The following is a 24,726-nucleotide window of genomic DNA, read 5'->3' on the forward strand; positions in this document are numbered from 1 at the left end:
ACCCGTGGCCGAGCAGCACACCCCGCGTTCCCTGATCGTCACCTTCTACGGCGCCTACGGACGCACCGCCGAAGGGCCCGTCGCCGTGTCCGAGCTGATCCGGCTGCTGGGCGCGGCCGGGGTGGACCCGCCCTCGGTGCGCTCCTCGGTGTCCCGGCTGAAACGGCGCGGTTTCCTGCTGTCGGGCCGGGCCGCGGACGGCTCCGCCGGATACGGGCTCTCGGAGGAGGCCCGCGAACTCCTGGAGGACGGGGACCGGCGGATCTACGCCCGGACCCCGGACGGCCCCGAGGAGCCCAGCTGGCTGCTGGCCGCCTTCTCGGTCCCGGAGCAGGAGCGGTCCAAGCGGCACCTGCTGAGGTCCCGGCTGGCCCGGCTCGGCTTCGGCACGGTGGCGCCCGGGGTGTGGATCGCCCCGGCCCGGCTGGAGACCGAGACCCGGCACGCCCTGGACCGGCTGGGCCTCACCTCGTACGTGGAGCTGTTCCGCGGCGCGCACCTCGGCTTCGCGGCCACCGCGGAGGCGGTGGCCCGCTGGTGGGACCTGACGGCGCTGGCCAAGCAGCACGAGGGGTTCCTCGATCTGCACGAGCCGGTGCTGCGCGCCCTCCAGGGCGGGCCGGCACCGGACCCGGAGACCGCCTACCGGGAGTACCTGCTGGCCCTGGACAGCTGGCGGCGGCTGCCGTACGCGGATCCGGTGCTGCCGCGCGCCCTGCTGCCCTCCGACTGGCCGGGCGAGCGCTCGGCGGCGGTGTTCACCGAACTGCACGCCCGGCTCCGGGACCTCGGCGCGGAGTTCTGCGCCCGCTGAGCCGGGGCCGCCGGGCCGGGGCGGTTCAGCCGCGGCCGGTGGGGGGTTTGCGGCTGCCGGCCCGGTAGGGGGCGGGCCAGGGTGCGGCGGGTCCGGCGTAGTCCTGGTCGGCGGCGGCGTGCAGGGTCCAGTGCGGGTCGTAGAGGTGGGGGCGGCCCAGGGCGCAGAGGTCGGCGCGGCCGGCCAGCAGCAGGGAGTTGACGTCGTCCCAGGAGGAGATCGCGCCGACGGCGATCACCGGGACGCCGAGGGCGTTGCGGATCCGGTCGGCGTAGGGGGTCTGGTAGGAGCGGCCGAACTCGGGTGCCTCGTCGGCGACGACCTGGCCGGTGGAGACGTCGATGGCGTCGGCGCCGTGCGCGGCGAAGGCGGCGGCGACGGCCTCGGCGTCCTCGGGGGTGGTGCCGCCGGGTGCCCAGTCGGTGGCGGAGAGCCGGACGGTCATGGGCCGGTCGGCGGGCCAGACGGCGCGGACGGAGTCGAAGACCTCCAGCGGGAAGCGGAGCCGGTTCTCCAGGGGGCCGCCGTAGGCGTCGGTGCGCCGGTTGGTCAGCGGGGACAGGAAGCCGGACAGCAGGTAGCCGTGGGCGCAGTGGAGTTCGAGGAGGTCGAACCCGCAGTCGGCGGCCCGGGCGGCGGCGGCCGTGAACCGCTCCCGTACGGCGTCGAGGCCGGGGCGGGTCAGGGCACCGGGGACGGCCGAGACCCCGGGGCGGTAGGGGAGTCCGCTGGGGTCGACGAGCGGCCAGTTGCCCTCCGGGAGGGGGTCGTCCATGCCCTCCCACATCCGGCGGGTGGAGCCCTTGCGGCCGGAGTGGCCGAGCTGGATCCCGAGGGCGGTGCCGGGGGCGGAGGTGTGGACGAACTCGGCGATCCGGGTCCAGGCGGCGGCCTGGGCGTCCGTGTAGAGGCCGGTGCACTGGGGGGTGATGCGGCCTTCGGGGCTGACGCAGACCATCTCGGTCATGACCAGTCCGGCGCCGCCGAGGGCCCGGGCGCCGAGGTGCACCAGGTGCGGGTCGCCGGGGATTCCGTCGGTGGCCGAGTACAGGTCCATCGGCGAGACCACCACCCGGTTGCGCAGGGTCAGTCCGCGCAGGGTGAGCGGGGTGAACATGGGCGGGGTGCCGTCCGGGGGGCAGCCGAACTCGGCTTCCACGGCGCCGGTGAACCGGCGGTCGCGCAGCCGCAGGTTGTCGTGGGTGACGCGGCGGCTGCGGGTGAGCAGGTTGAAGGCGAACTGCCGGGCGGGCTGGTGCACGTATCCGGCGAGTTCCTCGAACCAGCGCATGCTGGCGGCGGCGGCGCGCTGGGTGCTGGCGACGGCCGGGCGGCGGGCGGTCTCGTAGGCGGCCAGGGCGGCGGGCACGTCGGGTTCGGCGGTGACCGCCTCGGCGAGGGCGAGGGCGTCCTCGACGGCCAGTTTGGTGCCGGAGCCGATGGAGAAGTGGGCGGTGTGGGCGGCGTCGCCGAGCAGTACCACGTTCTCGTGGGACCAGTGCCTGTTGACGACGGTGCTGAACCGGGTCCAGGCGGAGCGGTTGCCGGTCAGCGGCCGTCCGCGCAGGGCCTCGCCGAAGAGCTTGGCGCAGCGGCCGGCGGACTCGTCCTGGTCGCACAGGTCGAGGCCGGAGGCCTGCCAGACCTCCTCGCGCATCTCGACGATGACGGTGGAGGCGTCCGGGGCGTAGGGGTAGGCGTGCAGTTGGGCGACCCCGTGCTCGGTCTCGGCGATCTCGAAGCGGAAGGAGTCCAGGGCGAAGTCGGCGGAGAGCCAGATGTAGCGGCAGCGGCCGGCGGTCAGGGTGGGGCCGAACCGGTCGGCGGCGCGCTCGCGGGTGGCGCTGTGCACCCCGTCGGCGGCGACGACCAGGTCGTGGGTCCGGGCCAGGGCGAAGGCGTCGGGGGCCCCGGTGCGGAAGCGGAGCCGGACCCCGAGGTCGGTGCAGCGCCGGTGCAGGACCTCCAGCAGCCGGCGGCGGCCGAGGGCGGCGAAGCCGTGGCCGCCGGAGGTGAGGAGCCGGCCGCGGTGGACGATGTCGACGGTGTCCCAGCGGACGAACTCGGCGCTCAGGGCCCGGTAGACCTCGGGGTCGGCGTTCTCGATGCCGCCGAGGGTCTCGTCGGAGAGGACGACCCCGAAGCCGAAGGTGTCCTCGGGGGCGTTGCGCTCCCACAGGGTGACCCGGTGGCCGCGGCGGGCGAGCAGGGCGGCGGCGTAGAGGCCGCCGGGGCCGCCGCCGGTGACGGCGATGTCCAGGGGGGTCCGCACGGTGTCACCGTCCCCGCCAGTCGGGCGCCCGTTTCGCGGTGAAGGCGGCGTGGAACTCGGCGTAGTCCTCGCCGTGCATCAGCAGGGCCTGGGTGTTGGCGTCGAGTTCCACCGAGGCGGCGAGCGGCATGTCGAGTTCGGCGGTGAGCAGGGCCTTGGTCTGGGCGTGGGCGAGGGCGGGACCGGCGGCGAGCCGGGCGGCGAGTTCGGCGGCCCGGACCCCGGCCTTGCCCTCCTCGGTGATCTCGCTGAGCAGGCCGATCCGTTCGGCCTCGGCGGCGGGGACGGGTTCGCCGAGCATCAGCAGCCGGGTGGCGTGGCCGAGGCCGACGACCCGGGGCAGCAGATAGGCGGCGCCCATGTCGCCGCCGGAGAGGCCGACCCGGGTGAAGAGGAAGGCGAACCGGGCGGTGGGGTCGGCGATCCGGAAGTCGGCGGCGAGGGCGAGGACCGCGCCGGCGCCGGCCGCCACCCCGTGTACGGCGGCGATGACCGGGAAGGGGCATTCACGGAGGGCGCGGACCACCTGTCCGGTCATCCGGTTGAAGTCGAGGAGTTCGGCGGTGTCCATGGCGAGGGTGGCGCCGATGATCTCGTCCACATCGCCGCCGGAGCAGAAGCCTCGGCCCTCGCCGCCGAGGACGAGGGCGCGGACGGAGCGTTCGCGGGTGAGTTCGGCGAGCAGATCGCGCAGGTCGGCGTAGGCGCCGAAGGTGAGCGCGTTCAGCTTCTCGGGGCGGTCGAGGGTGACGGTGGCCACGCCGTCCTGCCGGGTGACCCGGAGGTGGCGCCACCGCTCGGTGGCTGCTGCGGAACCGGTGAAGGGGCTCACGTCCTCGACGGTATCACCGGTTGGTGACTACCGTCAGAGAAACGCGACAGGGTGGTCACACCGGCCGAAGGTCCCCTCCCCTTCCGCCCGGGGTCCCCCGCGGTGGCCGACGGGGTGCCCTACGCGATCAGAGTTCACTTTCGTATCGTTGAAACAGGGAGTGCTTCGCCCTCCCTCCCCCCGACCCGACCCGACCCGACGACGGAATGGACGGTCCCCCATGCCCGACCCCTCCGACGAGGAGCCCGCCATACCCGGCCCCCGGTCCGCCACGGCCTGGCGGATCGCCCTGCCGCACACCACGGCCGCCGTGCCGATCGCCCGCGCCCTGGTCAGGACGGCCCTGGCCGAGCTGACCGAGTCCGCCGACAGCGCCACCGCCGAACTCCTCACCGCGGAGCTCGTCGCCAACGCCGTCCAGCACACCGTCGGCGACTCCCCCATCGAGCTGGTGGTGGAGCTGCTGGCCGACGGCTGCCAGGTGGAGGTGCACGACGGGGACCCCCGGCCGCCCGGCGACCTCGGGCCCGGCCGGCATCCGGCCGCCCCCGACCCCTGGCAGGAGCACGGCCGCGGCCTGCTGCTGATCCGCACGCTCAGCTCCGCCTGCGGACACCGGCCCACCGCGCAGGGCAAGGCCGTCTGGTTCACCCTGCCCACCCGCCCGGTCGCCGCCGTCTAGCGGCCGCGCCGCGGGGCGGCGGAGGCGGGGCGACTGCGGAGGCCGTATGGCTATGCGCCGGCCAGGGTGGCGACCAGTACGGCCTTGATGGTGTGCAGCCGGTTCTCGGCCTCGTCGAAGACCACCGAGTGCGCCGACTCGAACACCTCGTCGGTGACCTCCAGCGAATCCAGCCCGTGCCGCTCGAAGATGTCCCGCCCGACCTTGGTCTCCAGGTCGTGGAAGGCCGGCAGGCAGTGCAGGAACTTCACCGCGGGGTTCCCGGTGGCGCGCAGCACGTCCATGGTGACGGCGTATCCGGCCAGCGCGCCGATCCGCTCGTCCCAGACCTCCTTGGGCTCCCCCATGGACACCCAGACGTCGGTGGCGACGAAGTCGGCCCCCGCGACGCCCTCGGCCACGTCCTCGGTGAGGGTGATCCGGGCGCCCGAGACCTCGGCCGCCGCCCGGGCCCGGGCCACCACCGCCTCGGCCGGCCAGTAGGACTTCGGGGCGACGATCCGCACGTCCATGCCCAGCAGCGCCCCGGTGACCAGATAGGAGTTGCCCATGTTGAAGCGGGCGTCCCCGAGGTAGGCGAAGGCGACGGCGTCGAGCGGCTTGTCGGTGTGCTCGGTCATGGTGAGCACGTCGGCGAGCATCTGGGTGGGGTGCCAGTCGTCGGTCAGCCCGTTGTAGACGGGGACCCCGGCGAGGGCCCCGAGCGCCTCCACGGCTTCCTGGCTGTCACCCCGGTACTGGATGGCGTCGAACATCCGGCCGAGCACCCGGGCGGTGTCCCGGACCGACTCCTTGTGGCCGATCTGCGAGCCGGAGGGGTCCAGGTAGGTGGTGTGCGCGCCCTGGTCGGCGGCGGCCACCTCGAACGCGCAGCGGGTGCGGGTGGAGGTCTTCTCGAAGATCAGCGCGATGTTGCGGCCCCGGAGCCGGCGCACCTCGGCGCCCGCCCGCTTCTCCGCCTTCAGCTCGGCTGCCAGCTCGACCAGACCGCGGAACTCGGCGGCGGTGAAGTCGAGCTCCTTGAGGAAACTGCGGCCGGCGAGGTCGATGGCCATGAGGGTGCTCCAGGATCACACGGACGAAGGATGTTGGAACTATATACGATTCCCTGCATCACTATTCATCGAGTGTGCACAGCATCACACCGGGCGCGGCCCCGCACCACACCTCAGACCGGGTCCCGTTCCACCGGACAGCTCATACAGCGCGGTCCGCCGCGGCCGCGCCCCAGCTCGCTGCCCGGGATCTCGATCACCTCGATGCCCTGCTTGCGCAGATGGGTGTTGGTGGTGACGTTCCGCTCGTAGGCCACCACCACCCCGGGCTCCACCGCCAGCACGTTGCAGCCGTCGTCCCACTGCTCCCGCTCGGCCGAGTGCACGTCCTGGGTCGGGGTCAGCACCCGGATCGCGTCCAGCCCGAGGGCCGCCGCGATGGCCCGGTGCATGTGCTCCGGGGCGTGGTCGGTGACCTTCAGCTCCCCCTCCGAGCCGCCCGGCTCGATGGTGTACGAACGGAGCATGCCCAGGCCCGCGTACTGGGTGAAGGTGTCCCCGTCCACCATGGTCATCACCGTGTCCAGGTGCATGAACGCCCGCCGCTTGGGCATGTCCACCGCCACGATGGTGTGCGCCGAGCCCGCCGCGAACAGCCCGCGGGCCAGCATCTCCACCGCCTGCGGGGTGGTCCGCTCGCTCATCCCGATCAGCACCGCCCCCTTGCCGATGACCAGGACGTCACCGCCCTCGATGGTGGAGGGGTAGTCGGACTGCCCCTGCGACCAGTAGTGGAAGGCGCCGGAGGCGGTGAACAGCGGATGGTGCTTGTAGATGGCCTCGAAGTGCACGGTCTCCCGCTGCCGGGCCGGCCAGCGCATCGCGTTGATCGACACCCCGTCGTAGATCCAGGCCGAGGTGTCCCGGGTGAACAGGTGGTTGGGCAGCGGCCCCAGCAGGAACCCGTCCAGCTCCAGGGCGTGGAAGCGGACCGAGACCGGCTCCGGGTGCCGCTCCAGGTACTCCCGCTTGGTCATCCCGCCGACCAGCGCCTCGGCCAGCTCCGCCGAGGGCAGCGCCTCGAACACGGCGCGCAGGTGGTCGGTGGCGAGCGGACCGTACTCCTTCTCGTCGAAGACCCGGTCCAGCACCAGCCGGCGGGCCTCCGGGACGTCCAGCGACTCGCACAGCAGGTCGCCGAAGAGGTGGACCGCCACCCCGCGGTCGCGCAGCACGTCGGCGAAACCGTCGTGCTCCTGCCGGGCCCGCCGCACCCAGAGCACGTCGTCGAAGAGCAACGCGTCCTTGTTGCTCGGGGTGAGCCGCTTCAGCTCCAGGTCGGGCCGGTGCAGTATGACGCGGCGAAGCCGCCCGGTCTCGGAGTCGACATGGAATCCCATGGCGTACACATTCGCAGACCAGGCGGCTTCTTGACGTCCTGTTGGCTCAGCGCAGACCGAGCAGCGCCGTCGGCGCGCCGGTCAGCTCCGGGGTGATCACACCGAGCTTGGGGGCCACCACGTTGGGCAGCCCGTAGTTCGATCCGTCCGGCATGCTCAGCGGTGCGCCGACCACCGCTCCGGGACCGCGGGCCAGCAGGGTGGTGGCCGGTGCCGCCACGGAACCCTCGCCGTCCGCCTCCGGACGCTGGAGCAGGTTCGGCACCGGCGAGCTGACCAGGGTCTCCCCCAGGTCCATGCCCACCGGCAGGGCCGGCAGGAGCGGGGTGGGCAGCATCTCCCCGGTGTGGTGGCGGGGCGCCTCGATGGCACCCACCACCGGCATCGGGACACCGGTGCCCACCTTCGGGGCGTCCAGTCCCAGGGAGGACTCGACGGCGCCCATCGGCACGTCCACCGGGACCGCGTCGGCGACGGCGGGCGTCGCCGCCCCCGCTGCGGCCATACAGGTCATGAGCGCCGCAATGCTTCCGCGCGCGGTCATCTTCATATCTAAGGTTCCGTCCTTCTGGTCCGGTACGTACACACCGCTGCCCTGGAAGAACGATCCCGCGCCGACCTGGTCACCTTCCGCGGGGCCGGACGGCCCGGCACGGACCCCCCGACCGTCACCCTCCGTGACGACCGGGGTTCCGGGGGAATTCCGGGGGCGGAGGGTACACAGCGTGGGCCCCGGCGTCACCCCGCGCGTCCGGCATGCGCGATTCGGGACCTTCGGCCCTACTCCGGGCCGGGACCTTGGTCCCGCCCGGAGGGACCTTCGATGGAGAATGGATCACCGCTCACGGGGTTTCGTGTAAGAGGCAAGCAATCCAGTCGTCACGAAAGGTAACCTCGTGAACCCGTCCGAGATCACGGTCACCGACGAGCAGGCGGTCAAGAGGGCCGTCAGGGCCACCGCGCTCGGCAACGCGATGGAGTGGTTCGACTTCGGGGTCTACAGCTACCTGGCGGTCACCATCGGCAAGGTCTTCTTCCCCTCCGGCAACGACACCGCCCAGGTGCTGTCCTCGCTGGCCGCCTTCGCCGCGGCCTTCCTGGTCAGACCGCTGGGCGGAATGGTCTTCGGACCGCTGGGCGACCGGGTGGGCCGGAAGCGGATCCTCGCCCTCACCATGATCATGATGGCCGCCGCCACGCTCGCCATCGGCCTGATCCCCGGCTACGCCACCATCGGCCTGTGGGCACCCGTGCTGCTGGTGCTGTGCCGGATGGTCCAGGGCTTCTCCACCGGCGGCGAATACGGCGGCGCCGCCACCTTCATCGCCGAGTACGCCCCCGACCGGCGGCGCGGCTTCTGGGGCAGCTTCCTGGAGTTCGGCACCCTCATCGGCTACATCGCCGCGGCCGGCCTGGTGACCGGACTGACCCTGCTGCTCGGCGACGAGACCATGCTGGCCTGGGGCTGGCGCCTGCCGTTCCTGATCGCCGGCCCGCTGGGCCTGGTCGGCCTCTACCTGCGGATGCGCCTCGACGAGTCCCCCGCCTTCCGGGCGATGGAGGAACAGGGCCCGGCCGCCGGCGCCCCGGAGCGGGCCGCCGAGAAGGTCCCGCTGCGCAAGGTGCTGTTCGCCGACCCCCGGGCGATGCTGCTCTGCATGGCCCTGGTCGCCGCCTTCAACATCACCGACTACATGCTGCTGTCCTACATGCCCACCTACCTCTCCACCCTCGGCTTCGACGAGACCGGCGGCCTGATGGCCATCGTCGCCGTGATGGTGGTGCTGCTGGCGCTGGTGAACTCGGTGGGCCGGCTCTCCGACCGGATCGGCCGCCGGCCGGTGCTGATCGCCGGCTCCGCCGCCTTCGTGGTGCTGGCCGTGCCCTGCTTCCTGCTGATCGGCCGGGGCGGCACCCTGCCGGTGTTCGCCGGCCTGCTGGTGCTCGGCCTGGCCCTGGTCACCTATCTGGGGGCGATGTCCTCCGCGCTGCCCGCCCTCTTCCCCACCCGGAACCGCTACGCCTCGCTGTCCTTCGGCTTCAACGTCTCGGTGTCCCTGTTCGGCGGCACCACCCCCCTGGTGGTCGCCGGACTCATCGGCGCCACCGGCGACGACCTGATGCCCGCCTACTACACGATGCTGGCCGGCCTGGTCGGACTGATCGCCGCGCTGGCGATGAAGGAGAGCGCCGGCAAGCCGCTGCCGGGCTCCCCGCCCTCGGTGGCCAGCCGCGACGAGGCCGTGGCCCTGGCGGCGCGGCTGCGCCGCTCCGGTGCCGCCGCACCCGCCGCGCCCGCGGCGGAACGCGTCCCCGCGGGCACGGCCTCGTAACGCGGGCGGCCGGCTCAGAGCCGGGGGTCCACCGGCTCCGACTCCAGGGCCAGTACGGCGAACACCGCCTCGTGGACCCGCCACACCGGCTCACCGGCGGCCAGCCGCTCCAGGGCCTCCAGCCCCAGCGCGTACTCCCGCAGGGCCAGCGACCGCTTGTGCCCGAGGAACCGCTGGCGCAGCCGCTCCAGGTTCTCCGGCCGGGTGTACTCCGGGCCGTAGACGATCCGCAGGTACTCCCGGCCGCGCACCTTGAGCCCGGGCTGCACCGGCCGCCCGTCCTTCCCCGCCGCACAGGCCGCGAGCGGTTTGACGACCATGCCCTCGCCGCCCGCCTCCGTCAGCTCCAGCCACCAGTCGGTGCCGGCCCGCACCGACTCCGGGTCGGCGGTGTCCACCAGCAGCCGGCGGGTGCCGTGCAGCAGCCCGGTTCCGGCGGCGCGGTCCGCCGCCACCAGCCGGTCCAGCCAGGCCAGCTGCTCGTCGTGCGGGACCGCGGCCAGACTGCGGCCGCGGGCCGCCAGCAGCTGGAACGGGGCGAACCGCACCCCGTCCAGGCCGTCGGTGGTCCAGCAGTAGCGCCGGTACGCCGCGGTGAAAGCGGCCGCGTCCGCGGCCCGTTCCCGCTGCCGGCCGAGCAGCCCGGCGGTGTCCGCGCCGCGCGCCCCGGCCGCCTCCAGGGCCGCCAGCGCGGCCGGGAACACCGCACCGGAGGCGGCGCCGACCGCCGCGTACTGGTGGCGCAGCAGCCCGGTGGACTTCAGCGACCAGGGCAGCAGCTCGCCGTCGAACAGCATCCAGTCGGTGTCGAGTTCCTCCCACAGTCCGGCGGAGTCCACCGCGGACCGCAGCCGGGCCAGCACCTCCTCGGTGACCCGCGGGTCGTCGAAGAAGGGCCGTCCGGTCCGGGTGTACACCGAGCCGGTGACCCCGCCGGCCGGACCGGACCCGGTCACCCCGAAGTGCTCGGCGGCCGCGGCGGCGTCCCTGCAGAGGAGCACCACCGCGCGGGAGCCCATGTGCTTCTCCTCGCACACCACCCGCCCGATCCCGTCCGCGCGGTACTGGGCGAAGGCCTCGGCCGGGTGCTCCAGCCAGCCCTCCTCGCGGGAGGTGGCGGGCGGCGCCATGGTCGGCGGCAGGTACGGGACCAGCCTCGGGTCCACCGCGAACCGGCTCATCACCTCCAGCGCCGCGGCCGCGTTCTCCTCGCGGACGGTGACCCGGCCCAGGTGCCGGGTCTCCACGGTCCGCCGGCCGTGGACGTCCTCCAGGTCCAGCGGACGGCCGTCCGCACCCCCGGGGGCCTCGGCGACCAGCGGCCGCACCGGCTCGTACCAGACCTTCTCGGCCGGCACGTCGACCAGCTCGCGTTCCGGCCAGCGCAGCGCGGTCATCCGGCCGCCGAACACGGCCCCGGTGTCCAGGCAGAGGGTGTTGTTGACCCAGGAGGTGTCCGGGACCGGGGTGTGGCCGTAGACCACGGCCGCCTTGCCGCGGTACTCCTCGGCCCACGGATAGCGCACCGGCAGCCCGAACTCGTCGGTCTCCCCGGTGGTGTCCCCGTAGAGCGCGTGGCTGCGGACCCGGCCGGAGGTCCGGCCGTGGTACTTCTCCGGCAGACCGGCATGGCAGACCACCAGCCGGCCGCCGTCCAGCACGTAGTGGCTGACCAGGCCGTCGATGAAGGCACCGACCTCGGCGACGAACGCCTCGTCCTCCCCGGCCAGCTGCTCCGCGGTCTCGGCCAGACCGTGGGTCAGCTGCACCTTGCGGCCCTTGAGGTAACGGCCCAGCTTGTTCTCGTGGTTCCCGGGCACGCACAGGGCGTTGCCGGACCGGACCATGCCCATGACCCGGCGCAGCACTCCCGGGCTGTCGGGGCCCCGGTCCACCAGGTCGCCGACGAACACGGCGGTGCGGCCGTCCGGGTGGACCCCGTCCCGGTAGCCGAGCCGGCCGAGCAGGGTCTCCAGCTCGGCGGAGCAGCCGTGCACATCACCGACGATGTCGAAGGGGCCGGTGAGGTGGGTGAGGTCGTTGAAGCGCTTCTCCAGGACCACTTCGGCGCTGTCGGCCTCCTCCACGGTGCGCAGCACGTGCACCTTGCGGAAGCCCTCGCGCTCCAGGCCGCGCAGCGAGCGGCGCAGGTCGCGGCGGTGCCGCTGGATGACCTGGCGGGGCAGTCCGGCCCGGTCGGGGCGGGCCGCGTTGCGGCGGGCGCACACCTCCTCGGGCATGTCGAGGACGATGGCGATGGGCAGGACGTCGTGGGCGCGGGCCAGCTGGACCAGCTGGCGGCGGGCCTCCGGCTGGACGCTGGTGGCGTCGACCACGGTGAGCCGGCCGGCGGCCAGCCGCTTGCCGGCGATGTGGTGGAGCACCTCGAAGGCGTCCTTGCTGGCGCTCTGGTCGTTCTCGTCGTCGGCGACCAGGCCCCGGCAGAAGTCGGAGGACAGCACCTCGGTGGGCTTGAAGTGCTTGCGGGCGAAGGTGGACTTGCCGGAGCCGGTGGCACCGATCAGCACGACCAGGGAGAGGTCGGTGACGGGCAGCCGGCGGTGGGCGACCGGGGCGGGTGCCGCGGAAGCGGACCCAGACTGGGACTGGGACCGGGAATCGGACTGGGAATCGAACTCGGTGCTCATGCGGCCTCGCCCTCCTTCGGGGTCTCGGTCGTGGTTGCGGTTGCGGTGGTGGGTGCCGTTGCTGTCGCGGGGTCGGTGGAGTGCAGAGTGAAGACGGCCATCTGGGTGGGCGGGCCCACGTCCGGGTCCTCGGGCCCCACCGGCCGGTGGGCCACCGCGTACCCGTACCGGTCGGCGACCCCGGCGGCCCAGTCGCGGAACTCCGCGCGGGTCCACTCGAAGCGGTGGTCGCCGTGCCGGACGTGCCCGGCGGGCAGCGACTCCCAGCGGACGTTGTACTCCACGTTCGGGGTGGTCACCAGGACCGTCCGGGGGCGGGCCGCGCCGAACACCGAGTACTCCAGGGCCGGCAGCCGGGGCAGGTCCAGGTGCTCGATCACCTCGCTGAGCACGGCCGCGTCATAGCCGGCGAGCCGGCGGTCGGTGTAGGCCAGGGAGCCCTGGAGCAGGGCGACCCGGGCGGCCTGCCGCTCGCCCAGCCGGTCAAGCCGGAGCCGTCGCGCGGCGGTGGACAGGGCCCGCATGGAGACGTCCACTCCGACGATCTCGGTGAAGGCCACGTCCTTGAGGAGTTCCTGCACCAGCTGGCCCTGACCGCAGCCGAGGTCCAGGACCCGGCGTGCCTCGGCGCCGCGCAGCGCGTCGAGGATCGCCTCGCGCCGGTGGACGGCCAGCGGCACCGGCCGCTCGGCGGTGTCCTCGGTCTCGTCCACCGCGTTGTCGAGCTCCTCGACCTCGCTGCCGTCCGCCTCGGCCAGCCGGACCAGTTCCAGGCGGGCCATCGCCTCCCGGGTGAGGGCCCGGCGGCGGGCCAGGTAGCGGGCGGTGATCAGCTGGTGCTCGGGGTGGCCGGCCAGCCAGCCGTCACCGGCCCGCAGCAGCTTCTCCACCTCGTCGGGGGCGACCCAGTAGTGCTTGGCGTCGTCGAGGACCGGCAGCAGCACGTACAGCTGGCGCAGGGCGTCGGCGAGCCGGAGCTCGCCTTCGAGGACCAGGCGGACGTAGCGGGAGTCGCCCCACTGCGGGAACTCCTCGTCGAGGGCGATCGGGACGGCCTCGACGGTGGTCCAGCCGAGCGGCCCGAACAGCCTGCGGACCAGCTCCGGTCCGCCGCGGGCGGGCAGCACCGGGATCTCCACCCGCAGCGGCAGCATCCGCTCCGGCAGTCCGGGGCGGGCCGCGCACTGTCCCTTCAGCGCGGTCCGGAAGACCCCGCCGAGCGCGACGGCGAGCAGCGAGGACGCGGCGTAGGGGCGGTCGTTGACGTACTGGGCGAGGGCCGCGTCGGGGGCCCCGCCCCGGCCCTTGCCGCGGCCGGCGCGGACCAGGGCCACCGGGTCGATCTCCAGGAGCAGCGCGGCCGTGCACCGCTGCTCCTCGGCTTCGGGGTAGAAGACGTGGGCGGTGCCGTGCGAGGTGCCGAACGACTGGGTGCGGTCGGGATGCTTGTGCAGCAGGAAGCCCAGGTCGGTGGCGGGGTTCTCGGCGTTGCCGGTCATGGAGATCGTCAGGAACATGCGGTTCAGGATGGGCCGGGCGGGCCGCCCGGGGCCACTGGATTTCCCGCTCCCCGGCCCCCGCCCCGGCCGCCCCGGGGGCGGGGCGGGGCCGGGGGCTCCGGGCGGGGTGCCGGGCCGGGTCAGTCCAGTGCGCGGGCCAGGGCGGTGAGTTCGGCGGGGCCGACCCGGCAGCAGCCGCCGATCAGCCGGGCGCCGGCGGACCGCCAGGCGCGGGCGGGCACGGAACGGTGGACCGGGGGCGGCTCCCAGTGGGCGGTGGCGGCGTCCCAGCGGGACCCGTCGTTGGGGTAGACGACCACGGGCAGACCGGTGGCGGCGGCCAGGGAGACGGCCGGGAGCACCTCCTCCGGATCGCAGCAGTTGACCCCGACGGCGATGACCCCCGGGGTCTCGGCGGCCAGCGCGAAGGCCTCGTCGAGCGGCTGGCCGGCCCGGGTGCGACCGCCCTCCACCGTGTACGAGAGCCAGGCGCGGGCCCCGCTGCCGGCCAGCAGGCCGAGCAGTGCCTCGGCCTCGTCGGTGTCCGGGACGGTCTCCAGGGCGAGGACATCGGGCCCGGCCGCCAGCAGGGCCTCCACCCGGGGCCGGTGCCAGGCGGCCAGCGCGGGCACGCCCAGCCCGTACCGGCCCCGGTATTCGGAGCCGTCGGCGAGCACCGCGCCGTACGGGCCGACCGAGGCGGCCACCCACACCGGGTGCGGGGCCGCGTCGGCGGCCCGGCCGGCCAGGTCCACGCTGCGCCGGAGCAGCTCGGGTTCGTCGCCGAGCTGGTAGGAGGCGGTGATCAGCACCTCCGCGCCGGCCCGGACGTACGCGGTGTGGGCGGCTTCGATCTGGGCGGGGGCCTCGTCGAGGACCCGGCCGGTCCACCGCCCGCCGGACAGGTCGCAGCCCTGGGCGGCGAGCTGGTTGCTCAGTCCGCCGTCGAGCAGCACCGTCCGGTGGGCCAGGGCCGCCGCGAGGTCGGTGGTGGCGCGGGGCACGGCGGTCAGCCGAGCTGCCGGAGGACCTGGGCGGAGATCAGCTCCAGATGGTCCAGGTCGTCGAGGTCGAGCATCTGGAGGTAGATCCGGGAGGCCCCGATCTGCCCGTAGGCGCCGATCTTCTCCACCACTTCGGCGGGCGATCCGGCGAGGCCGTTCGCCTTGAGTTCCTCGACCTCCCGGCCGATGGCGGCGGCCCGGCGGGCCACCTCCGCGTCGTCCTTGCCCACGCAGACCACCAGGGCGTTGGAGTAGACGAGGTCCCCGGCGGGGCGGCCGGCGGCCTCGGCGGCGGCCCGGACCCGCCCGAACTGCCTTTCGCTGTCGGCGACGGAGGCGAAGGGCATGTTGAACTCGTCCGCGTACCGGGCGGCCAGGGCGGGGGTCCGCTTGGCACCGTGGCCGCCGATGAGCACCGGCACCTTCGACTGGGCCGGCTTGGGCAGCGCCGGGGAGTCCTCCAGCCGGTAGTAGGTCCCGGCGTGGTCGAAGGTCTTGCCGGGTTCGGTGGCCCACAGCCCGGTGATCACCGCGAGCTGCTCCTCCAGCCGGGCGATCCGCTCCGCCGGGAAGGGGATCCCGTACGCGGTGTGCTCCTGCTCGAACCAGCCGGCGCCCAGGCCCAGCTCGATGCGGCCGCCGGACATCCGGTCCACCTGGGCGACCTGGATGGCGAGCACCCCGGGGAGGCGGAAGGTGCCGGCCGTCATCAGGGTGCCCAGCCGGATCCGCTTGGTCTCCCGGGCCAGCCCGGCGAGGGTGATCCAGGCGTCGGTGGGCCCGGGCAGCCCGTCCCCGGAGCCCATCCGGAGGTAGTGGTCGGAGCGGAAGAAGGCGTCGAACCCGAGGTCCTCGGTGGCGCGGGCGACGGTCAGCAGGGTGTCGTAGTCGGCGCCCTGCTGCGGTTCGGTGAAGATGCGGAGGTCCATGGGTCCATCCTGCCCTTCCCACCCCGCCGGGTGAATCTCCGTCAACGTCGAGCCCCGGCCCGTGTTCCGCCAGTGACCAGGGCCGATGGGGATCGTTGGCTCGGACGGAGCCGGACCGCCCGGCCCGCGCGCCGGCCGCCCCATTCACCGCCGGTGCGTCCACCGCACCCTTCCGCTTCCGGAAGGGCCCGGGCCGAGGAGGCCGCCGCCATGTCCCAGGATTCCGTGCCCGAGCACACCGGGCAGGAGCCCCCGGTGCCCGCGCAGAGCGGCGCGCCGAAGGGGCTCCTCCAGCAGATGGAAGAGCTGATGGCCGCCCTGAACGCCGACCTTTCGCAGCTCGACGCCGACCTCCAGTCCACCGCGGAGCGCGCCCCCGACAGCGGCCGCCCCTCCCCCTTCCCGGGCTGACCGCCCCGGTCCCGCCGCCCCGCGCGGCGGGACCCGCCCGCTCCCCGACACCCCAGCCCCGGCACCCCACTTCCGGCCGCCCTGATCCGCCGGGCACCCGCCAGGCACCCGCTAGGCGACTCCGGAGGCGGAGTCGCGTTCGTGGATGGTCATGCGGCGCAGGATGGAGCGGACACGGTCGTTGGACTCGTCGGCCGCGTCGATGGCCTCTATGCACGGCCAGTACAGGGCGTCGTCATCGGTGGCGCAGGCCACGCCGACCAGCGCTATCCCGACCTCGCCCAGCAGCGCCTGCAGACCGAGGAGGGTCTGCCGGACGTCCGCCACTCCGGTCAGTTGGGCCGCCCTCGCCGGCTGGGCCGGCGCTCTGCTCCGGGCGCTGCCGCCCCCGCCGTCACCACCGCACCCGCCACCGGTCCCGCTCCCGCCGCCGCCCGCTCCGGCGTCCTCGCCGGTTCGCTGCGCGCTCTCGCCGGTCTCCCCCGTCTCTCCGCGCAGTTGTGCGCGGTCCAGGACCCGGCAGCCTCTGGCTCCCGCTTCGCCCAGCCCCCGGGCCTCCGCTCTCAGTTCCCGGGGCCCCTCCGTCGCCATCAGGCCGCCGATCCCCTGGGCCAGGGCCTGGGCCTGCCAGGCCTCGGCCACGATGTCCATCGCCGCCCCGCTCCGTGCCAGCGCGTGCCGGCCGGCCGCGATGAGCCGTACCGCATCCATATGCCGTCCCCCGTCCGCACGACACCCTGTCATCACCACTACCCAGAGTGAGGGCAGCGGGCCCGTAAAGCTAGGGGTATTCGGAAAATGTGGACAGAATCAAGTCTGTGGACGAATTCATCACTCCGAAGAGTGACGGTCGGGGCCCTGACCCTCCGGCACCGGGAAGCGGAGCTCGTTCCTTTCGATCTTCGCGGCGAGCGCATCCAGCACATCGACCCCGAGAACCTCACAGAACTGCAGGAGATACGCCAGCACATCGGCCACTTCGTCGGCCACCCGGTGTGCGGTGTCCGGCTTCTCCATGACCCGCTCCGACTGCTCGGGGGTCAGCCACTGGAAGATCTCGACCAGTTCGGAGGCCTCCACGCTCAGCGCCACGGCCAGGTTCTTCGGGGTGTGGTACGGCTCCCAGCCGCGGGCCTCCGCGAACTCGGCCAGCCTTCGCTGGAGTTGTCCCAGCCGCTCGTCTGCACTCATGGCACCAGGTCTACCACCCCCACCCCCGGCAGTCCGCGCGCCCCCATCGCCTCCTCCCCCACCGCCGCGATCAGCCTCAGGTGTCCGCGTTCGCAGCACAGCCTGGCCAGCCGCAGCAGTTCGGTGCGCTGCCGGGAGTCCAGCCCCCGGTCGAAGCCGTCGGCGAGCACGGTCAGGGCCTGCCGGGCCGCCGGGAGTTCGGCGGCCGGGTCGACGGCGAGCACCCCGGGTCCGGTCAACAGGACCAGGGCCAGCGCCAGGAACCTCAGCTCCCCGTCGCCCAGCCGCCCCAGCGGGGAGGCGTCGGCCGGTCCGGCCGCCGGTCCCTCGGCCCGCAGCAGTTCGGCGGTGGTCCGCCCGTCCGGGCCGGTCCGGGTGACCAGGTCCCGCACCGGTCCGGCGCAGCCCGCCCGGGCCGCCGCCACCAGCAGGGCGTGCCGGGTGCCGCATTCGCCGCGGGTGCGGCGCAGCACATCGGCCAGATTGGCGCAGTCGGGGGCCAGCCGGCCGGCGCCCAGGGGGGCCGGGGCGCGCATGCCGGCGGGTGCGGGGTCGCAGGCGTAGACGGAGCGGAGCGCGATCACCGTCTGCTCGGCCGCGGCCAGTACCCGGCGCTGGCCCTCGGTCCGGCCGGCCACCCGGAGCGGCAGCAGGGCGGTGCCGAGCCGGTCGTCGGGCAGCGGCCCCCGGGTGACCGCCCCGGCGGGCCCGAACGCCCCGGCCCCGGTCCCCGCCCCCGTACCGGAGGGACCGACAGATCCGTCGGCTCCGACGGGTCCGACGGGTCCGGTCAGCCAGGCGCCCTGGACGAACGGCCGTCCGGGGTCGCGCAGGGCGGTGGCGAGCAGCACCTGCCGGCCCATGCTGAGGCGTTCGCCGACGATCCGCAGCCCCGGGTAGGCCTGCACCGCGAGGTCCAGCCGGACCGGCCCGAGCGGTCCGTCCACGGTGCAGCCGATGCGGAACCCCCGCCGGCCGGCCGGGTCCGGCCGGGCCCCGTCGGGCACCCAGGCCATCGGTTCGGGGAACACCTCGCCCAGGGAGGCCCCGGCGGCGAGTCCGGCCAGGGCCGTGCAGGCTTCCAGGGCCTGGGACTTGCCGCAGCCGCTGGGTCCGGACAGCAGGGTGACCGGTCCTAGCCGCAGGAGGGTGCCGCGGTGCCTTCCGTAGGCGGAGAGCCGGAGTTCGGCCAGGACCGGCCGTGGCTGCGCATCGGAGGACGGGGCGGACCCGGCGGGTTCGGCCGGCCGGTGGCCGGACCGCCAGTCGCCGGTCCGGGGATCGGGCACGGCCGGAGCGCTCGGGGCGGTGGTGAGGTCCATGCGGCGGACGGTACGGCCGCCCGGACGGCCGGTTGCACCGCCGAACCGTTCCGCCGCGGCCGTCTTCCTACGATCGGGGGACGGCCGCGGCCGCGATCCCCTCCACCTCGGTGCCCACCGGGGCGAGGAGGAAGACGTTCCGGTCGACCCGGTGCATCCCGCTGCCCAGCCCGAACACCACACCGCTGCTGAAGTCCAGGATCCGCTTGGCCACTTCGCCGTCGGCGCCGGTCAGGTCGAGCAGCACCGGGATCTGTGCGATCAGGTACTCGGCGACCTCGCGGGCGTCCGCGAAGACCTGGACCCGGATGACCACGAAACGCCGCTGCTCGGCGCCGGTGTCCCCGGGGGCGGTGGGGATGGTCCGGTGGTCCACCCGCGAGGGCCACTCGTTGCGACTGCGCAGGGGCACGACCTGCGCGAGCCCCTCCCACTGTTCGTCGGTGACGTCGTACCTGCTCACCGGCCCACCTCGGCCCCACGCTTCATGTGCATCGGGCCATCCTCTCTCGTTTCACCCGTTCAGCCCAACACCGACACGAACGACGTAGGGTCGCGCCATGAGCGGTAGCGATGGGGCCCGTCCCCTGCCCCTGGCCCCGCCCCTCCCCCGGACCCGGCGGATCGACGCCGTGCGCAACCACGAGCAGATCCTGGCCGCGGCGGAGCAGTTGTTCTCCTCGCAGGATCCGCGGACGGTCACCATGGATTCGATAGCGAAGGAGGCCGGGGTGGGCCGGGCCACCCTGTACCGCCGGTTCCCCGACACCCGGTCGGTGGCCGCGGCCCTGCTGGACGAGCACGAGCTGCTGCTCCAGGGCCGGCTGGACTGCGGCCCGCCCCCGCTGGGGCCGGGGGCGCCCGCGGCGGAGCGGCTCGCCGCCTTCTACGAGGCTGCCGTCGAGCTGCTGGAACGGCATCTTCCGCTGGCCCTGGGCGCGGGGGGCGGCGCGGCCCGGTTCCACACCGAGGCGTACGCGCACTGGCGCCGGCACGTGCGCACCCTGTTGGCCGAGGCCGGGGTGGAGGATCCCGACGCCTGCGCGGACATCGCGCTGAGTCCGCTGGCCCCGGAGACCTTCCAGTACCAGCGCCAGACCCTGGGCATGGACCCCGAGCGGATCGTGCGCGGACTGGGCCGGGCGGCGCGGAGGCTACTCAGCGAGGACAGGATGGGTTAGGTTAGGCATACCTAACCACCCCTCCTCGGGATGATGGAGAGATCCGCATGCGCATGCCCGGCGCCACCCCGGCCACCAGCACCGCCCACCCCGCCCGGCCCACCGACGCCGAACGGGTGCGGTCCGTGCTGGCCGCCGCCCACTCCATGACGGTGATCACCGAGGGGGTGCGGACCGAGGTCCGGCAGATGGACGGCTCGGACGTGCTCGGACGCTTCCACCTCCACCCCGCCCCGGCCGCCGCCCCGGGCCGGGCCGCCGACGCCCGCCCGGCGATCCGGCTGGAGTTCACCGACATCGCCCCCACCCCGGTCCGCGACCGGGTGCGCGCCCGGGTCACCGTGCTGGGCCGGCTGCTGACCCCGTTCGCCGCCGAGGGCCCCGACCTCTCGGCGAGCACCTGCGTGGAGTACGGCCACGCGGTGCTGGAGACCGGGGACGGCACCCTCACCCACCTCGGGCTCGACGAACTCGACGAGGCCTACCCGGATCCGCTCGCCACCTACGAGGCGGGCATGCTCACCCATCTCCTCGACGACCACCCCGAGCTGGTCACCCTGCTGCTCCGGCTGGTGCCGGCGGCCGGTTCCGCGGGCGGCCCGGTGCTGCGCGCCCTGCCGGTGGCGCTCGACCGGTACGGGCTGACCCTGCGGCTGGAGCGCCGGCTCGGCCACCGCGACGTACGGCTCCCGTTCCCGTCCCCGCTGGACGACGTCGAGCAGTCCGGCGCCCAGATCCAGGCCCTGCTGAGCGCGGCGCGCCGCCACTCGCACCGCAACACCCTGCCCGCCTGATCCGGGACGGAGAAGACAAACCGCCCAAGGGAAACGGGCCGGACCAGGAATACCCCTCCGGGGCGGACGGTTGGCCCTGGCCATGAAGGCAATCAGCTACGACGCATACGGAACTCCCGCCTCCCTCAAGCTCGTTGACATCCGCGAACCCAAGGTCGGCCCCGGCGAGGTGCTCATCCGGGTCAAGGCCGCGGGAGTGAACCCCATCGACTGGAAGCTGGCGTCCGGCTTCCTCGACCCCATCCTGGAGACGCGTTTCCCCGTCATACCCGGCTGGGACGTGGCGGGGGTCGTCGAGGCCCTCGGCGAGGACACCTCCGAATACGCGGTCGGCGACGAGGTCTACGGATACGTCCGCAAGGAGTGGCTGGAGCTCGGCACCTACGCGGAGCTGGTCTCCGCCCCGGTCCGCACCATCGCCCGCAAGCCGCGGGAGCTGGGCTTCGAGCAGGCCGCGGGGATCCCCCTGGCCGGCCTGACCGCGTACCAGTCGCTGCGGCGGGTCGGGGTCACGGCCGGCGAGACCGTGGTGATCCACTCCGCGGCCGGCGGCACCGGCTCCCTCGGGGTGCAGATCGCCGTCGCCCTGGGACTGCGAGTGATCGGCACGGCCGGCGCCCACAACCACGACTACCTGCGCTCGCTGGGCGCGGAACCCGTGCTCTACGGGGAGGGCCTGGCGGACCGGATCCGCGCCCTGGCCCCCGGGGGCGTCGACGCCGGTCTGGACTTCCACGGGGACGGGGTGGAGCCGCTGCAGTCGCTGGTCGGCCGCCCGGACCGGGTGGTGTCCATCGCCGACTACCGGGCGGCGGAGAAGGGCGCCCACCAGCTGTGGGTCCGGCCCGACACCACCGATCTCGCCTTCCTGGCCGAACTCGCCGACACCGGGAGGCTCTCGGTCAGCGTGGCGCACGCGGTGCCGCTGGCGGACGCCGCCAAGGCCTGGGAGCTCAGCGCGTCCGGACGCACCCGCGGGAAGATCGTCATCACCGTCTGAGCCCCTGCCACGAACGCAGCCGGACACGTCACGCCCGGAGACGACCTGCCCGGACACGACCTGCCCGGACACGACGGTGCCGCCGGGGTCCGGTCGGGACCCCGGCGGCGGCCGCCGCCCGTCAGGCGGCCCGGCTCAGACCCCGGCCCGCAGGTTCCGGTTGGCCGGGCGGGCCAGACCGTAGTTCTCGCGCAGGGTGCGCCCGGTGTACTCGGTGCGGAAGAGCCCGCGCCGCTGGAGGATCGGCACCACCTGGTCGACGAAGTCGGTCAGTCCGGTGGGCAGCACCGGGGCCATGATGTTGAACCCGTCCGCCGCGCCGTTCTCGAACCACTCCTGGAGCTGGTCGGCGATCTGCTCGGGGGTCCCGGCGAACACCCGGTGGCCGCGGCCCGCGCCGAGCCGGGCGATCAGCTGCCGCAGGTTCAGCCCGTCCCGCCGGGCGAGTTCGGCGACCAGGGTGAACCGGCTCTTGTTGCCGTTGATGTCCCGCTCCTCCGGGAGGTCGGGCAGCGGTCCGTCCAGCGGGAGGCCGGAGAGGTCCACGCCGAGCATCCCGGAGAGCTGGGCCAGCCCGTACTCGGGCACCTGGAGGTCGGTGAGCTGCTGCTCCAGGGCCTTGGCCTCGGCCTCGGTGGAACCGATGACGGGGGCGATGCCGGGGAGGACCAGCAGTTCGTCCTCGGTGCGGCCGTAGCGGGACAGCCGGGACTTGAGGTCCTTGTAGAAGGTCTGGGCGTCCCCGAGGGTCTGCTGGGCGGTGAAGACGGCCTCGGCGTGCCGGGCGGCGAACTCCTTGCCGTCCTCGGAGGATCCGGCCTGCACCAGCAGCGGGTAGCCCTGCGGGGAGCGGGGCACGTTGAGCGGGCCGGCCACCTGGAAGTGCTCGCCGCGGTGCGCCGCCGGGTGCAGCCGGTCGGTGTCGGCGTAGACGCCGTTCTCCTTGTCGAGGACGATCGCGTCGTCCTCCCAGCTGTCCCAGAGCTTGGTGGCCACGTCCAGGAACTCGTGGGCCCGCTCGTAGCGGACATGGTGTTCGAGGTGTTCGTCCCGGTTGAAGTTGCGGGCCTCGTCGACGGTGCCGGAGGTGACGATGTTCCAGCCGGCCCGGCCCCCGCTGATGTGGTCGAGGGAGGCGAACTTCCGGGCCAGGTGGAAGGGTTCGTTGAAGGTGGTGGAGACGGTGGCGATCAGGCCGACGTGCCGGGTGACGGCGGCGATGGCGGCCAGCAGGGTGAGCGGCTCGAAACCGCCGAGGGCGTTGTGGCGGGCCTTGCCCCAGAGGGCGAGGCCGTCGGCGAAGAAGATCGAGTCCAGCCTGCCGCGCTCGGCGGTCCGGGCCAGGTCCTGGAAGTAGGCCAGGTCGGTGACCCGCTCGGGGCTGCTGTCGGGGTGCCGCCAGGCGGCGTCGTGGTGGCCGGCGTTCATCAGGAACGCGTTGAGGTGCAGGGTCCGGGAGGTCGGGGAGGTCCGGTCGGTCTGGGGCGTCTGGTCGGTCATGGCGCTTCCTGGGTGTGTTCGGGGCGGTCGGGCGGCGGGCGGACCGTCCGGCGGTGGGAGGACCGTCGGGCGGCGGGAGGGCCTCGGGTCAGGGGTTGGTCGGGACGCGCCAGAGGCTGAGCCGGCGTTCGACGGAGACGAGGATCTGGTTGAAGGCCACGCCGATCGCCGAGATGGTGATGATCCCGGCGTACATCTGCGGGATCGCGAAGTTGAACTGGGAGGCGTTGATCAGATAGCCCAGGCCGGCCTTGGCGCCGATCATCTCGGCCGCCACCAGCACCAGGACCGACACCGCCCCGGCCAGCCGGATCCCGGTGAAGACGGCCGGTACGGAGGCAGGGAGGATCACCTTCTGGAACAGCCGGGGCGTGGAGAGGTCCATCGACCGGGCCAGCCGGACCAGGGTGGGGTCCGCGTTGCGGACGGCGCTGATGGTGTTGAGGAGCACCGGCCAGACGCAGGCGTAGACGACGATGGACACCTTCGAGGTCTCGCCGATGCCGAGCAGCAGGACGAACACCGGCAGCAGGGCCAGCGCGGCGGTGTTGCGGAACACCTCCAGCAGCGGGCCGAGCAGATCGGCGACCGGCCGGTACCAGCCGATCAGCAGGCCCAGCGGGACGGCCACCGCGACGGCGATCCCGAACCCGCCGAGCGCCCGGACCAGACTGGCCTCCACGTGCTCGGCGAGCTGGCCGTCCAGCACCAGCTCCCACCAGGCCACGGCCACCTCGCTGATCGGCGGCAGGAAGGTCGCGTCGACCAGGCCGGCCCGCGGGGCGATCTCCCAGAGGGCGACCAGGGCGAGGATCGCGGCGGACCGCAGGGCCAGGGCGCGCAGCACCCGGAGCACGGCCGCCCCGGCGGCCCGCCCGCCGCGCCCGGCCGGCGCCTTGCGGGGCGTGCCGTCCGGCGCCTCGGCCGGGGCCCGCTCCGGCACACCGGCGGCCGCTCCGGCCCGGTCCTCGTCCCGTACGTCGGCGAGCGCGTCGGCCGGGGCTCCGGCCGGAACTGCCACTGGTGCGTCGGCCGGAGCCGTGGCGTTCGCCCCGGCGGGGGCGGACGGGGCGGCGGGGGCCGGTCCGGTCGTGGTGGGGGCCGGTCCGGTCGTGGTGGGCGGGGTCATGCGACGGACTCCTTCTCAAGCTGCTGGGCGCGGGCCACCTCGTCGTGGAGGAGGGTCCAGATCTCGTGCCGGTAGCGGGCGAACTCCGGGCTGGACCGCAGGTCCTCGCCCAGCAGCCCGGAGCGGTCGCCGAAGGACACCGGGACCACTTCCTTGATCCGGCCGGGCCGGGAGGTCATGACGGCCACCCGCTGGCCGAGGTAGACGGCCTCCTCGATGCCGTGGGTGATGAACACGACGGTCTTGCCGGTGCTCTGCCAGATCCGCCGGAGCTCGTCCTGGAGGGATTCCCGGGTCTGCGCGTCCAGGGCCGCGAACGGCTCGTCCATCAGCAGCACGTCCGGGTCGTAGGCCAGCGCCCGGGCGATGGCCACCCGCTGCCGCATGCCGCCGGACAGCTGGTGCGGGTGCCGTCCCTCGAAGCCGGTCAGCCCGACCAGGTCGAGGAACTCCCGGGCGCGGGCGGCCCGGTGCCGGCGGGGCACGCCGGTGGCCTCCAGGCCGAACTCCACGTTGCCCTGGGCGGTCCGCCACGGCAGCAGCGCGTACTGCTGGAAGACGATGCCCCGGTCCAGACCGGGCCCGGTGACCGGCTTCCCGTCGAGCAGGATCCGGCCGGCGGTGGGGCGGGCCAGACCGCCGAGCAGGTCCAGCAGGGTGGACTTGCCGCAGCCGCTGGGGCCGACGACCACCGTGAACTCGCCGCTCTCGATCTCCAGGTCGATGCCGTCGAGGGCGGTGAACTCGCCGAAGGACTTGCCGACCCCGTCGAAGACGATCTTCGCCATGG

Annotated in this window: 23 protein-coding genes; 7 read left to right on the forward strand and 16 right to left on the reverse strand. The window is 73.9% G+C overall.

Annotated features, from left to right (window positions below; genetic code table 11):
• Window positions 1–4: 4 nt before the first annotated feature.
• On the forward strand, window positions 5–814 hold the full coding sequence (locus ACZ50K_RS20725; RefSeq protein ID WP_468904942.1) for a PaaX family transcriptional regulator: 810 nt from the start codon (window positions 5–7) through the stop codon (window positions 812–814).
• 25 nt (window positions 815–839) lie between these two features.
• Here ACZ50K_RS20725 and ACZ50K_RS20730 read toward each other — a convergent pair whose 3' ends face one another.
• Together ACZ50K_RS20730 and ACZ50K_RS20735 are read right to left on the reverse strand one after the other, a co-directional pair.
• A complete protein-coding gene (locus tag ACZ50K_RS20730; protein WP_468904944.1) occupies window positions 840–3,086 on the reverse strand; it encodes a bifunctional salicylyl-CoA 5-hydroxylase/oxidoreductase in 2,247 nt (748 codons plus the stop codon).
• A 4-nt stretch (window positions 3,087–3,090) separates the two neighbouring features.
• A complete protein-coding gene (locus ACZ50K_RS20735; RefSeq protein WP_468904947.1) occupies window positions 3,091–3,918 on the reverse strand; it encodes an enoyl-CoA hydratase family protein in 828 nt (275 codons plus the stop codon).
• Between the two features lie 220 nt (window positions 3,919–4,138).
• On the opposite strand from ACZ50K_RS20735, the gene ACZ50K_RS20740 reads away from it, so the two are divergent.
• Window positions 4,139–4,600, forward strand: a complete 462-nt coding sequence (locus ACZ50K_RS20740) for an ATP-binding protein (RefSeq protein WP_468904953.1) — start codon at window positions 4,139–4,141, stop codon at window positions 4,598–4,600.
• Window positions 4,601–4,650: 50 nt separating this feature from the next.
• Here ACZ50K_RS20740 and argF read toward each other — a convergent pair whose 3' ends face one another.
• The 3 genes from argF to ACZ50K_RS20755 form a co-directional block, all read right to left on the reverse strand.
• Complete coding sequence (gene argF, locus ACZ50K_RS20745) at window positions 4,651–5,655, reverse strand: ornithine carbamoyltransferase (protein ID WP_468904956.1); 1,005 nt, start codon at window positions 5,653–5,655, stop codon at window positions 4,651–4,653.
• Window positions 5,656–5,768: 113 nt separating this feature from the next.
• The gene (locus ACZ50K_RS20750; protein ID WP_468904958.1) at window positions 5,769–6,995 is read right to left on the reverse strand and encodes an arginine deiminase; all 1,227 of its coding nucleotides are present in this window, start codon (window positions 6,993–6,995) and stop codon (window positions 5,769–5,771) included.
• A gap of 46 nt (window positions 6,996–7,041) precedes the next feature.
• Window positions 7,042–7,539: a hypothetical protein gene (locus ACZ50K_RS20755; protein ID WP_468904961.1), complete on the reverse strand. Its 498-nt coding sequence runs from the start codon at window positions 7,537–7,539 to the stop codon at window positions 7,042–7,044.
• Between the two features lie 352 nt (window positions 7,540–7,891).
• On the opposite strand from ACZ50K_RS20755, the gene ACZ50K_RS20760 reads away from it, so the two are divergent.
• Window positions 7,892–9,328, forward strand: coding sequence for an MFS transporter (locus ACZ50K_RS20760; protein WP_468904964.1), 1,437 nt, complete (start codon window positions 7,892–7,894; stop codon window positions 9,326–9,328).
• A gap of 14 nt (window positions 9,329–9,342) precedes the next feature.
• Here the strand turns inward: ACZ50K_RS20760 and ACZ50K_RS20765 are convergent, their stop codons facing one another.
• The 4 genes from ACZ50K_RS20765 to ACZ50K_RS20780 form a co-directional block, all read right to left on the reverse strand.
• Window positions 9,343–11,976 (reverse strand): polynucleotide kinase-phosphatase, encoded by a 2,634-nt coding sequence (locus ACZ50K_RS20765; protein ID WP_468904967.1) that lies wholly within the window; start codon window positions 11,974–11,976, stop codon window positions 9,343–9,345.
• Window positions 11,973–13,493 carry a 3' terminal RNA ribose 2'-O-methyltransferase Hen1 gene (locus tag ACZ50K_RS20770; protein ID WP_468904970.1) on the reverse strand — a complete coding sequence of 507 codons (1,521 nt, stop codon included), beginning with the start codon at window positions 13,491–13,493 and terminating at the stop codon, window positions 11,973–11,975. The genes ACZ50K_RS20765 and ACZ50K_RS20770 overlap by 4 nt, the downstream gene beginning before the upstream one ends.
• A 122-nt stretch (window positions 13,494–13,615) precedes the next feature.
• A complete protein-coding gene (mmuM, locus tag ACZ50K_RS20775) occupies window positions 13,616–14,479 on the reverse strand; it encodes a homocysteine S-methyltransferase (RefSeq protein ID WP_468904972.1) in 864 nt (287 codons plus the stop codon).
• Window positions 14,480–14,484: 5 nt separating this feature from the next.
• Complete coding sequence (locus ACZ50K_RS20780) at window positions 14,485–15,408, reverse strand: LLM class F420-dependent oxidoreductase (protein ID WP_468904973.1); 924 nt, start codon at window positions 15,406–15,408, stop codon at window positions 14,485–14,487.
• A 210-nt stretch (window positions 15,409–15,618) separates the two neighbouring features.
• On the opposite strand from ACZ50K_RS20780, the gene ACZ50K_RS20785 reads away from it, so the two are divergent.
• The gene (locus ACZ50K_RS20785) at window positions 15,619–15,819 is read left to right on the forward strand and encodes a hypothetical protein (protein ID WP_468904975.1); all 201 of its coding nucleotides are present in this window, start codon (window positions 15,619–15,621) and stop codon (window positions 15,817–15,819) included.
• Window positions 15,820–15,930: 111 nt separating this feature from the next.
• Here ACZ50K_RS20785 and ACZ50K_RS20790 read toward each other — a convergent pair whose 3' ends face one another.
• The 4 genes from ACZ50K_RS20790 to ACZ50K_RS20805 form a co-directional block, all read right to left on the reverse strand.
• Entirely contained in the window at window positions 15,931–16,530 is a 600-nt protein-coding gene (locus ACZ50K_RS20790) for a DUF6099 family protein (RefSeq protein ID WP_468904977.1), read from the reverse strand.
• 120 nt (window positions 16,531–16,650) lie between these two features.
• Window positions 16,651–17,010, reverse strand: coding sequence for a nucleotide pyrophosphohydrolase (locus tag ACZ50K_RS20795; protein WP_468904980.1), 360 nt, complete (start codon window positions 17,008–17,010; stop codon window positions 16,651–16,653).
• A complete protein-coding gene (locus ACZ50K_RS20800; RefSeq protein ID WP_468904982.1) occupies window positions 17,007–18,332 on the reverse strand; it encodes an AAA family ATPase in 1,326 nt (441 codons plus the stop codon). The genes ACZ50K_RS20795 and ACZ50K_RS20800 overlap by 4 nt, the downstream gene beginning before the upstream one ends.
• Before the next feature lie 67 nt (window positions 18,333–18,399).
• Window positions 18,400–18,795, reverse strand: a complete 396-nt coding sequence (locus ACZ50K_RS20805) for a cell division protein SepF (protein ID WP_468904985.1) — start codon at window positions 18,793–18,795, stop codon at window positions 18,400–18,402.
• Between the two features lie 97 nt (window positions 18,796–18,892).
• Here ACZ50K_RS20805 and ACZ50K_RS20810 point away from each other — a divergent pair, with 97 nt between their 5' ends.
• The 3 genes from ACZ50K_RS20810 (at window position 18,893) to ACZ50K_RS20820 (ending at window position 21,307) form a co-directional block, all read left to right on the forward strand.
• Window positions 18,893–19,513 carry a TetR/AcrR family transcriptional regulator gene (locus ACZ50K_RS20810; protein ID WP_468904987.1) on the forward strand — a complete coding sequence of 207 codons (621 nt, stop codon included), beginning with the start codon at window positions 18,893–18,895 and terminating at the stop codon, window positions 19,511–19,513.
• 47 nt (window positions 19,514–19,560) lie between these two features.
• A complete protein-coding gene (locus ACZ50K_RS20815) occupies window positions 19,561–20,307 on the forward strand; it encodes a DUF2470 domain-containing protein (protein WP_468904989.1) in 747 nt (248 codons plus the stop codon).
• 82 nt (window positions 20,308–20,389) lie between these two features.
• Window positions 20,390–21,307: an NADP-dependent oxidoreductase gene (locus tag ACZ50K_RS20820; RefSeq protein WP_468904991.1), complete on the forward strand. Its 918-nt coding sequence runs from the start codon at window positions 20,390–20,392 to the stop codon at window positions 21,305–21,307.
• Between the two features lie 135 nt (window positions 21,308–21,442).
• Here ACZ50K_RS20820 and ACZ50K_RS20825 read toward each other — a convergent pair whose 3' ends face one another.
• The 3 genes from ACZ50K_RS20825 to ACZ50K_RS20835 form a co-directional block, all read right to left on the reverse strand.
• On the reverse strand, window positions 21,443–22,807 hold the full coding sequence (locus ACZ50K_RS20825; RefSeq protein WP_468904994.1) for an LLM class flavin-dependent oxidoreductase: 1,365 nt from the start codon (window positions 22,805–22,807) through the stop codon (window positions 21,443–21,445).
• A gap of 88 nt (window positions 22,808–22,895) precedes the next feature.
• Entirely contained in the window at window positions 22,896–23,936 is a 1,041-nt protein-coding gene (locus ACZ50K_RS20830) for an ABC transporter permease (protein ID WP_468904996.1), read from the reverse strand.
• Window positions 23,933–24,724, reverse strand: coding sequence for an ABC transporter ATP-binding protein (locus tag ACZ50K_RS20835; protein ID WP_468904999.1), 792 nt, complete (start codon window positions 24,722–24,724; stop codon window positions 23,933–23,935). Before ACZ50K_RS20835 ends, ACZ50K_RS20830 begins: the two co-directional genes overlap by 4 nt.
• Window positions 24,725–24,726 lie beyond the last annotated feature (2 nt).

This window comes from Streptomyces sp. NPDC033845 (genome assembly GCF_055576225.1).

Excerpts from the sequence above, each read along its gene's own strand:
- ACZ50K_RS20835 (WP_468904999.1), bottom strand. The coding sequence starts at position 24,724 with ATGGCGAAGATCGTCTTCGACGGGGTCGGCAAGTCCTTCGGCGAGTTC.
- ACZ50K_RS20795 (WP_468904980.1), bottom strand. The coding sequence starts at position 17,010 with ATGAGTGCAGACGAGCGGCTGGGACAACTCCAGCGAAGGCTGGCCGAG.
- ACZ50K_RS20780 (WP_468904973.1), bottom strand. The coding sequence starts at position 15,408 with ATGGACCTCCGCATCTTCACCGAACCGCAGCAGGGCGCCGACTACGAC.
- ACZ50K_RS20770 (WP_468904970.1), bottom strand. The coding sequence starts at position 13,493 with ATGTTCCTGACGATCTCCATGACCGGCAACGCCGAGAACCCCGCCACC.
- ACZ50K_RS20800 (WP_468904982.1), bottom strand. The coding sequence starts at position 18,332 with ATGGACCTCACCACCGCCCCGAGCGCTCCGGCCGTGCCCGATCCCCGG.
- ACZ50K_RS20790 (WP_468904977.1), bottom strand. The coding sequence starts at position 16,530 with ATGGATGCGGTACGGCTCATCGCGGCCGGCCGGCACGCGCTGGCACGG.
- argF (WP_468904956.1), bottom strand. The coding sequence starts at position 5,655 with ATGGCCATCGACCTCGCCGGCCGCAGTTTCCTCAAGGAGCTCGACTTC.
- ACZ50K_RS20740 (WP_468904953.1), top strand. The coding sequence starts at position 4,139 with ATGCCCGACCCCTCCGACGAGGAGCCCGCCATACCCGGCCCCCGGTCC.
- ACZ50K_RS20765 (WP_468904967.1), bottom strand. The coding sequence starts at position 11,976 with ATGAGCACCGAGTTCGATTCCCAGTCCGATTCCCGGTCCCAGTCCCAG.
- ACZ50K_RS20750 (WP_468904958.1), bottom strand. The coding sequence starts at position 6,995 with ATGGGATTCCATGTCGACTCCGAGACCGGGCGGCTTCGCCGCGTCATA.
- ACZ50K_RS20825 (WP_468904994.1), bottom strand. The coding sequence starts at position 22,807 with ATGACCGACCAGACGCCCCAGACCGACCGGACCTCCCCGACCTCCCGG.
- ACZ50K_RS20815 (WP_468904989.1), top strand. The coding sequence starts at position 19,561 with ATGCGCATGCCCGGCGCCACCCCGGCCACCAGCACCGCCCACCCCGCC.
- ACZ50K_RS20820 (WP_468904991.1), top strand. The coding sequence starts at position 20,390 with ATGAAGGCAATCAGCTACGACGCATACGGAACTCCCGCCTCCCTCAAG.
- ACZ50K_RS20785 (WP_468904975.1), top strand. The coding sequence starts at position 15,619 with ATGTCCCAGGATTCCGTGCCCGAGCACACCGGGCAGGAGCCCCCGGTG.
- ACZ50K_RS20810 (WP_468904987.1), top strand. The coding sequence starts at position 18,893 with ATGAGCGGTAGCGATGGGGCCCGTCCCCTGCCCCTGGCCCCGCCCCTC.
- ACZ50K_RS20830 (WP_468904996.1), bottom strand. The coding sequence starts at position 23,936 with ATGACCCCGCCCACCACGACCGGACCGGCCCCCACCACGACCGGACCG.
- ACZ50K_RS20755 (WP_468904961.1), bottom strand. The coding sequence starts at position 7,539 with ATGACCGCGCGCGGAAGCATTGCGGCGCTCATGACCTGTATGGCCGCA.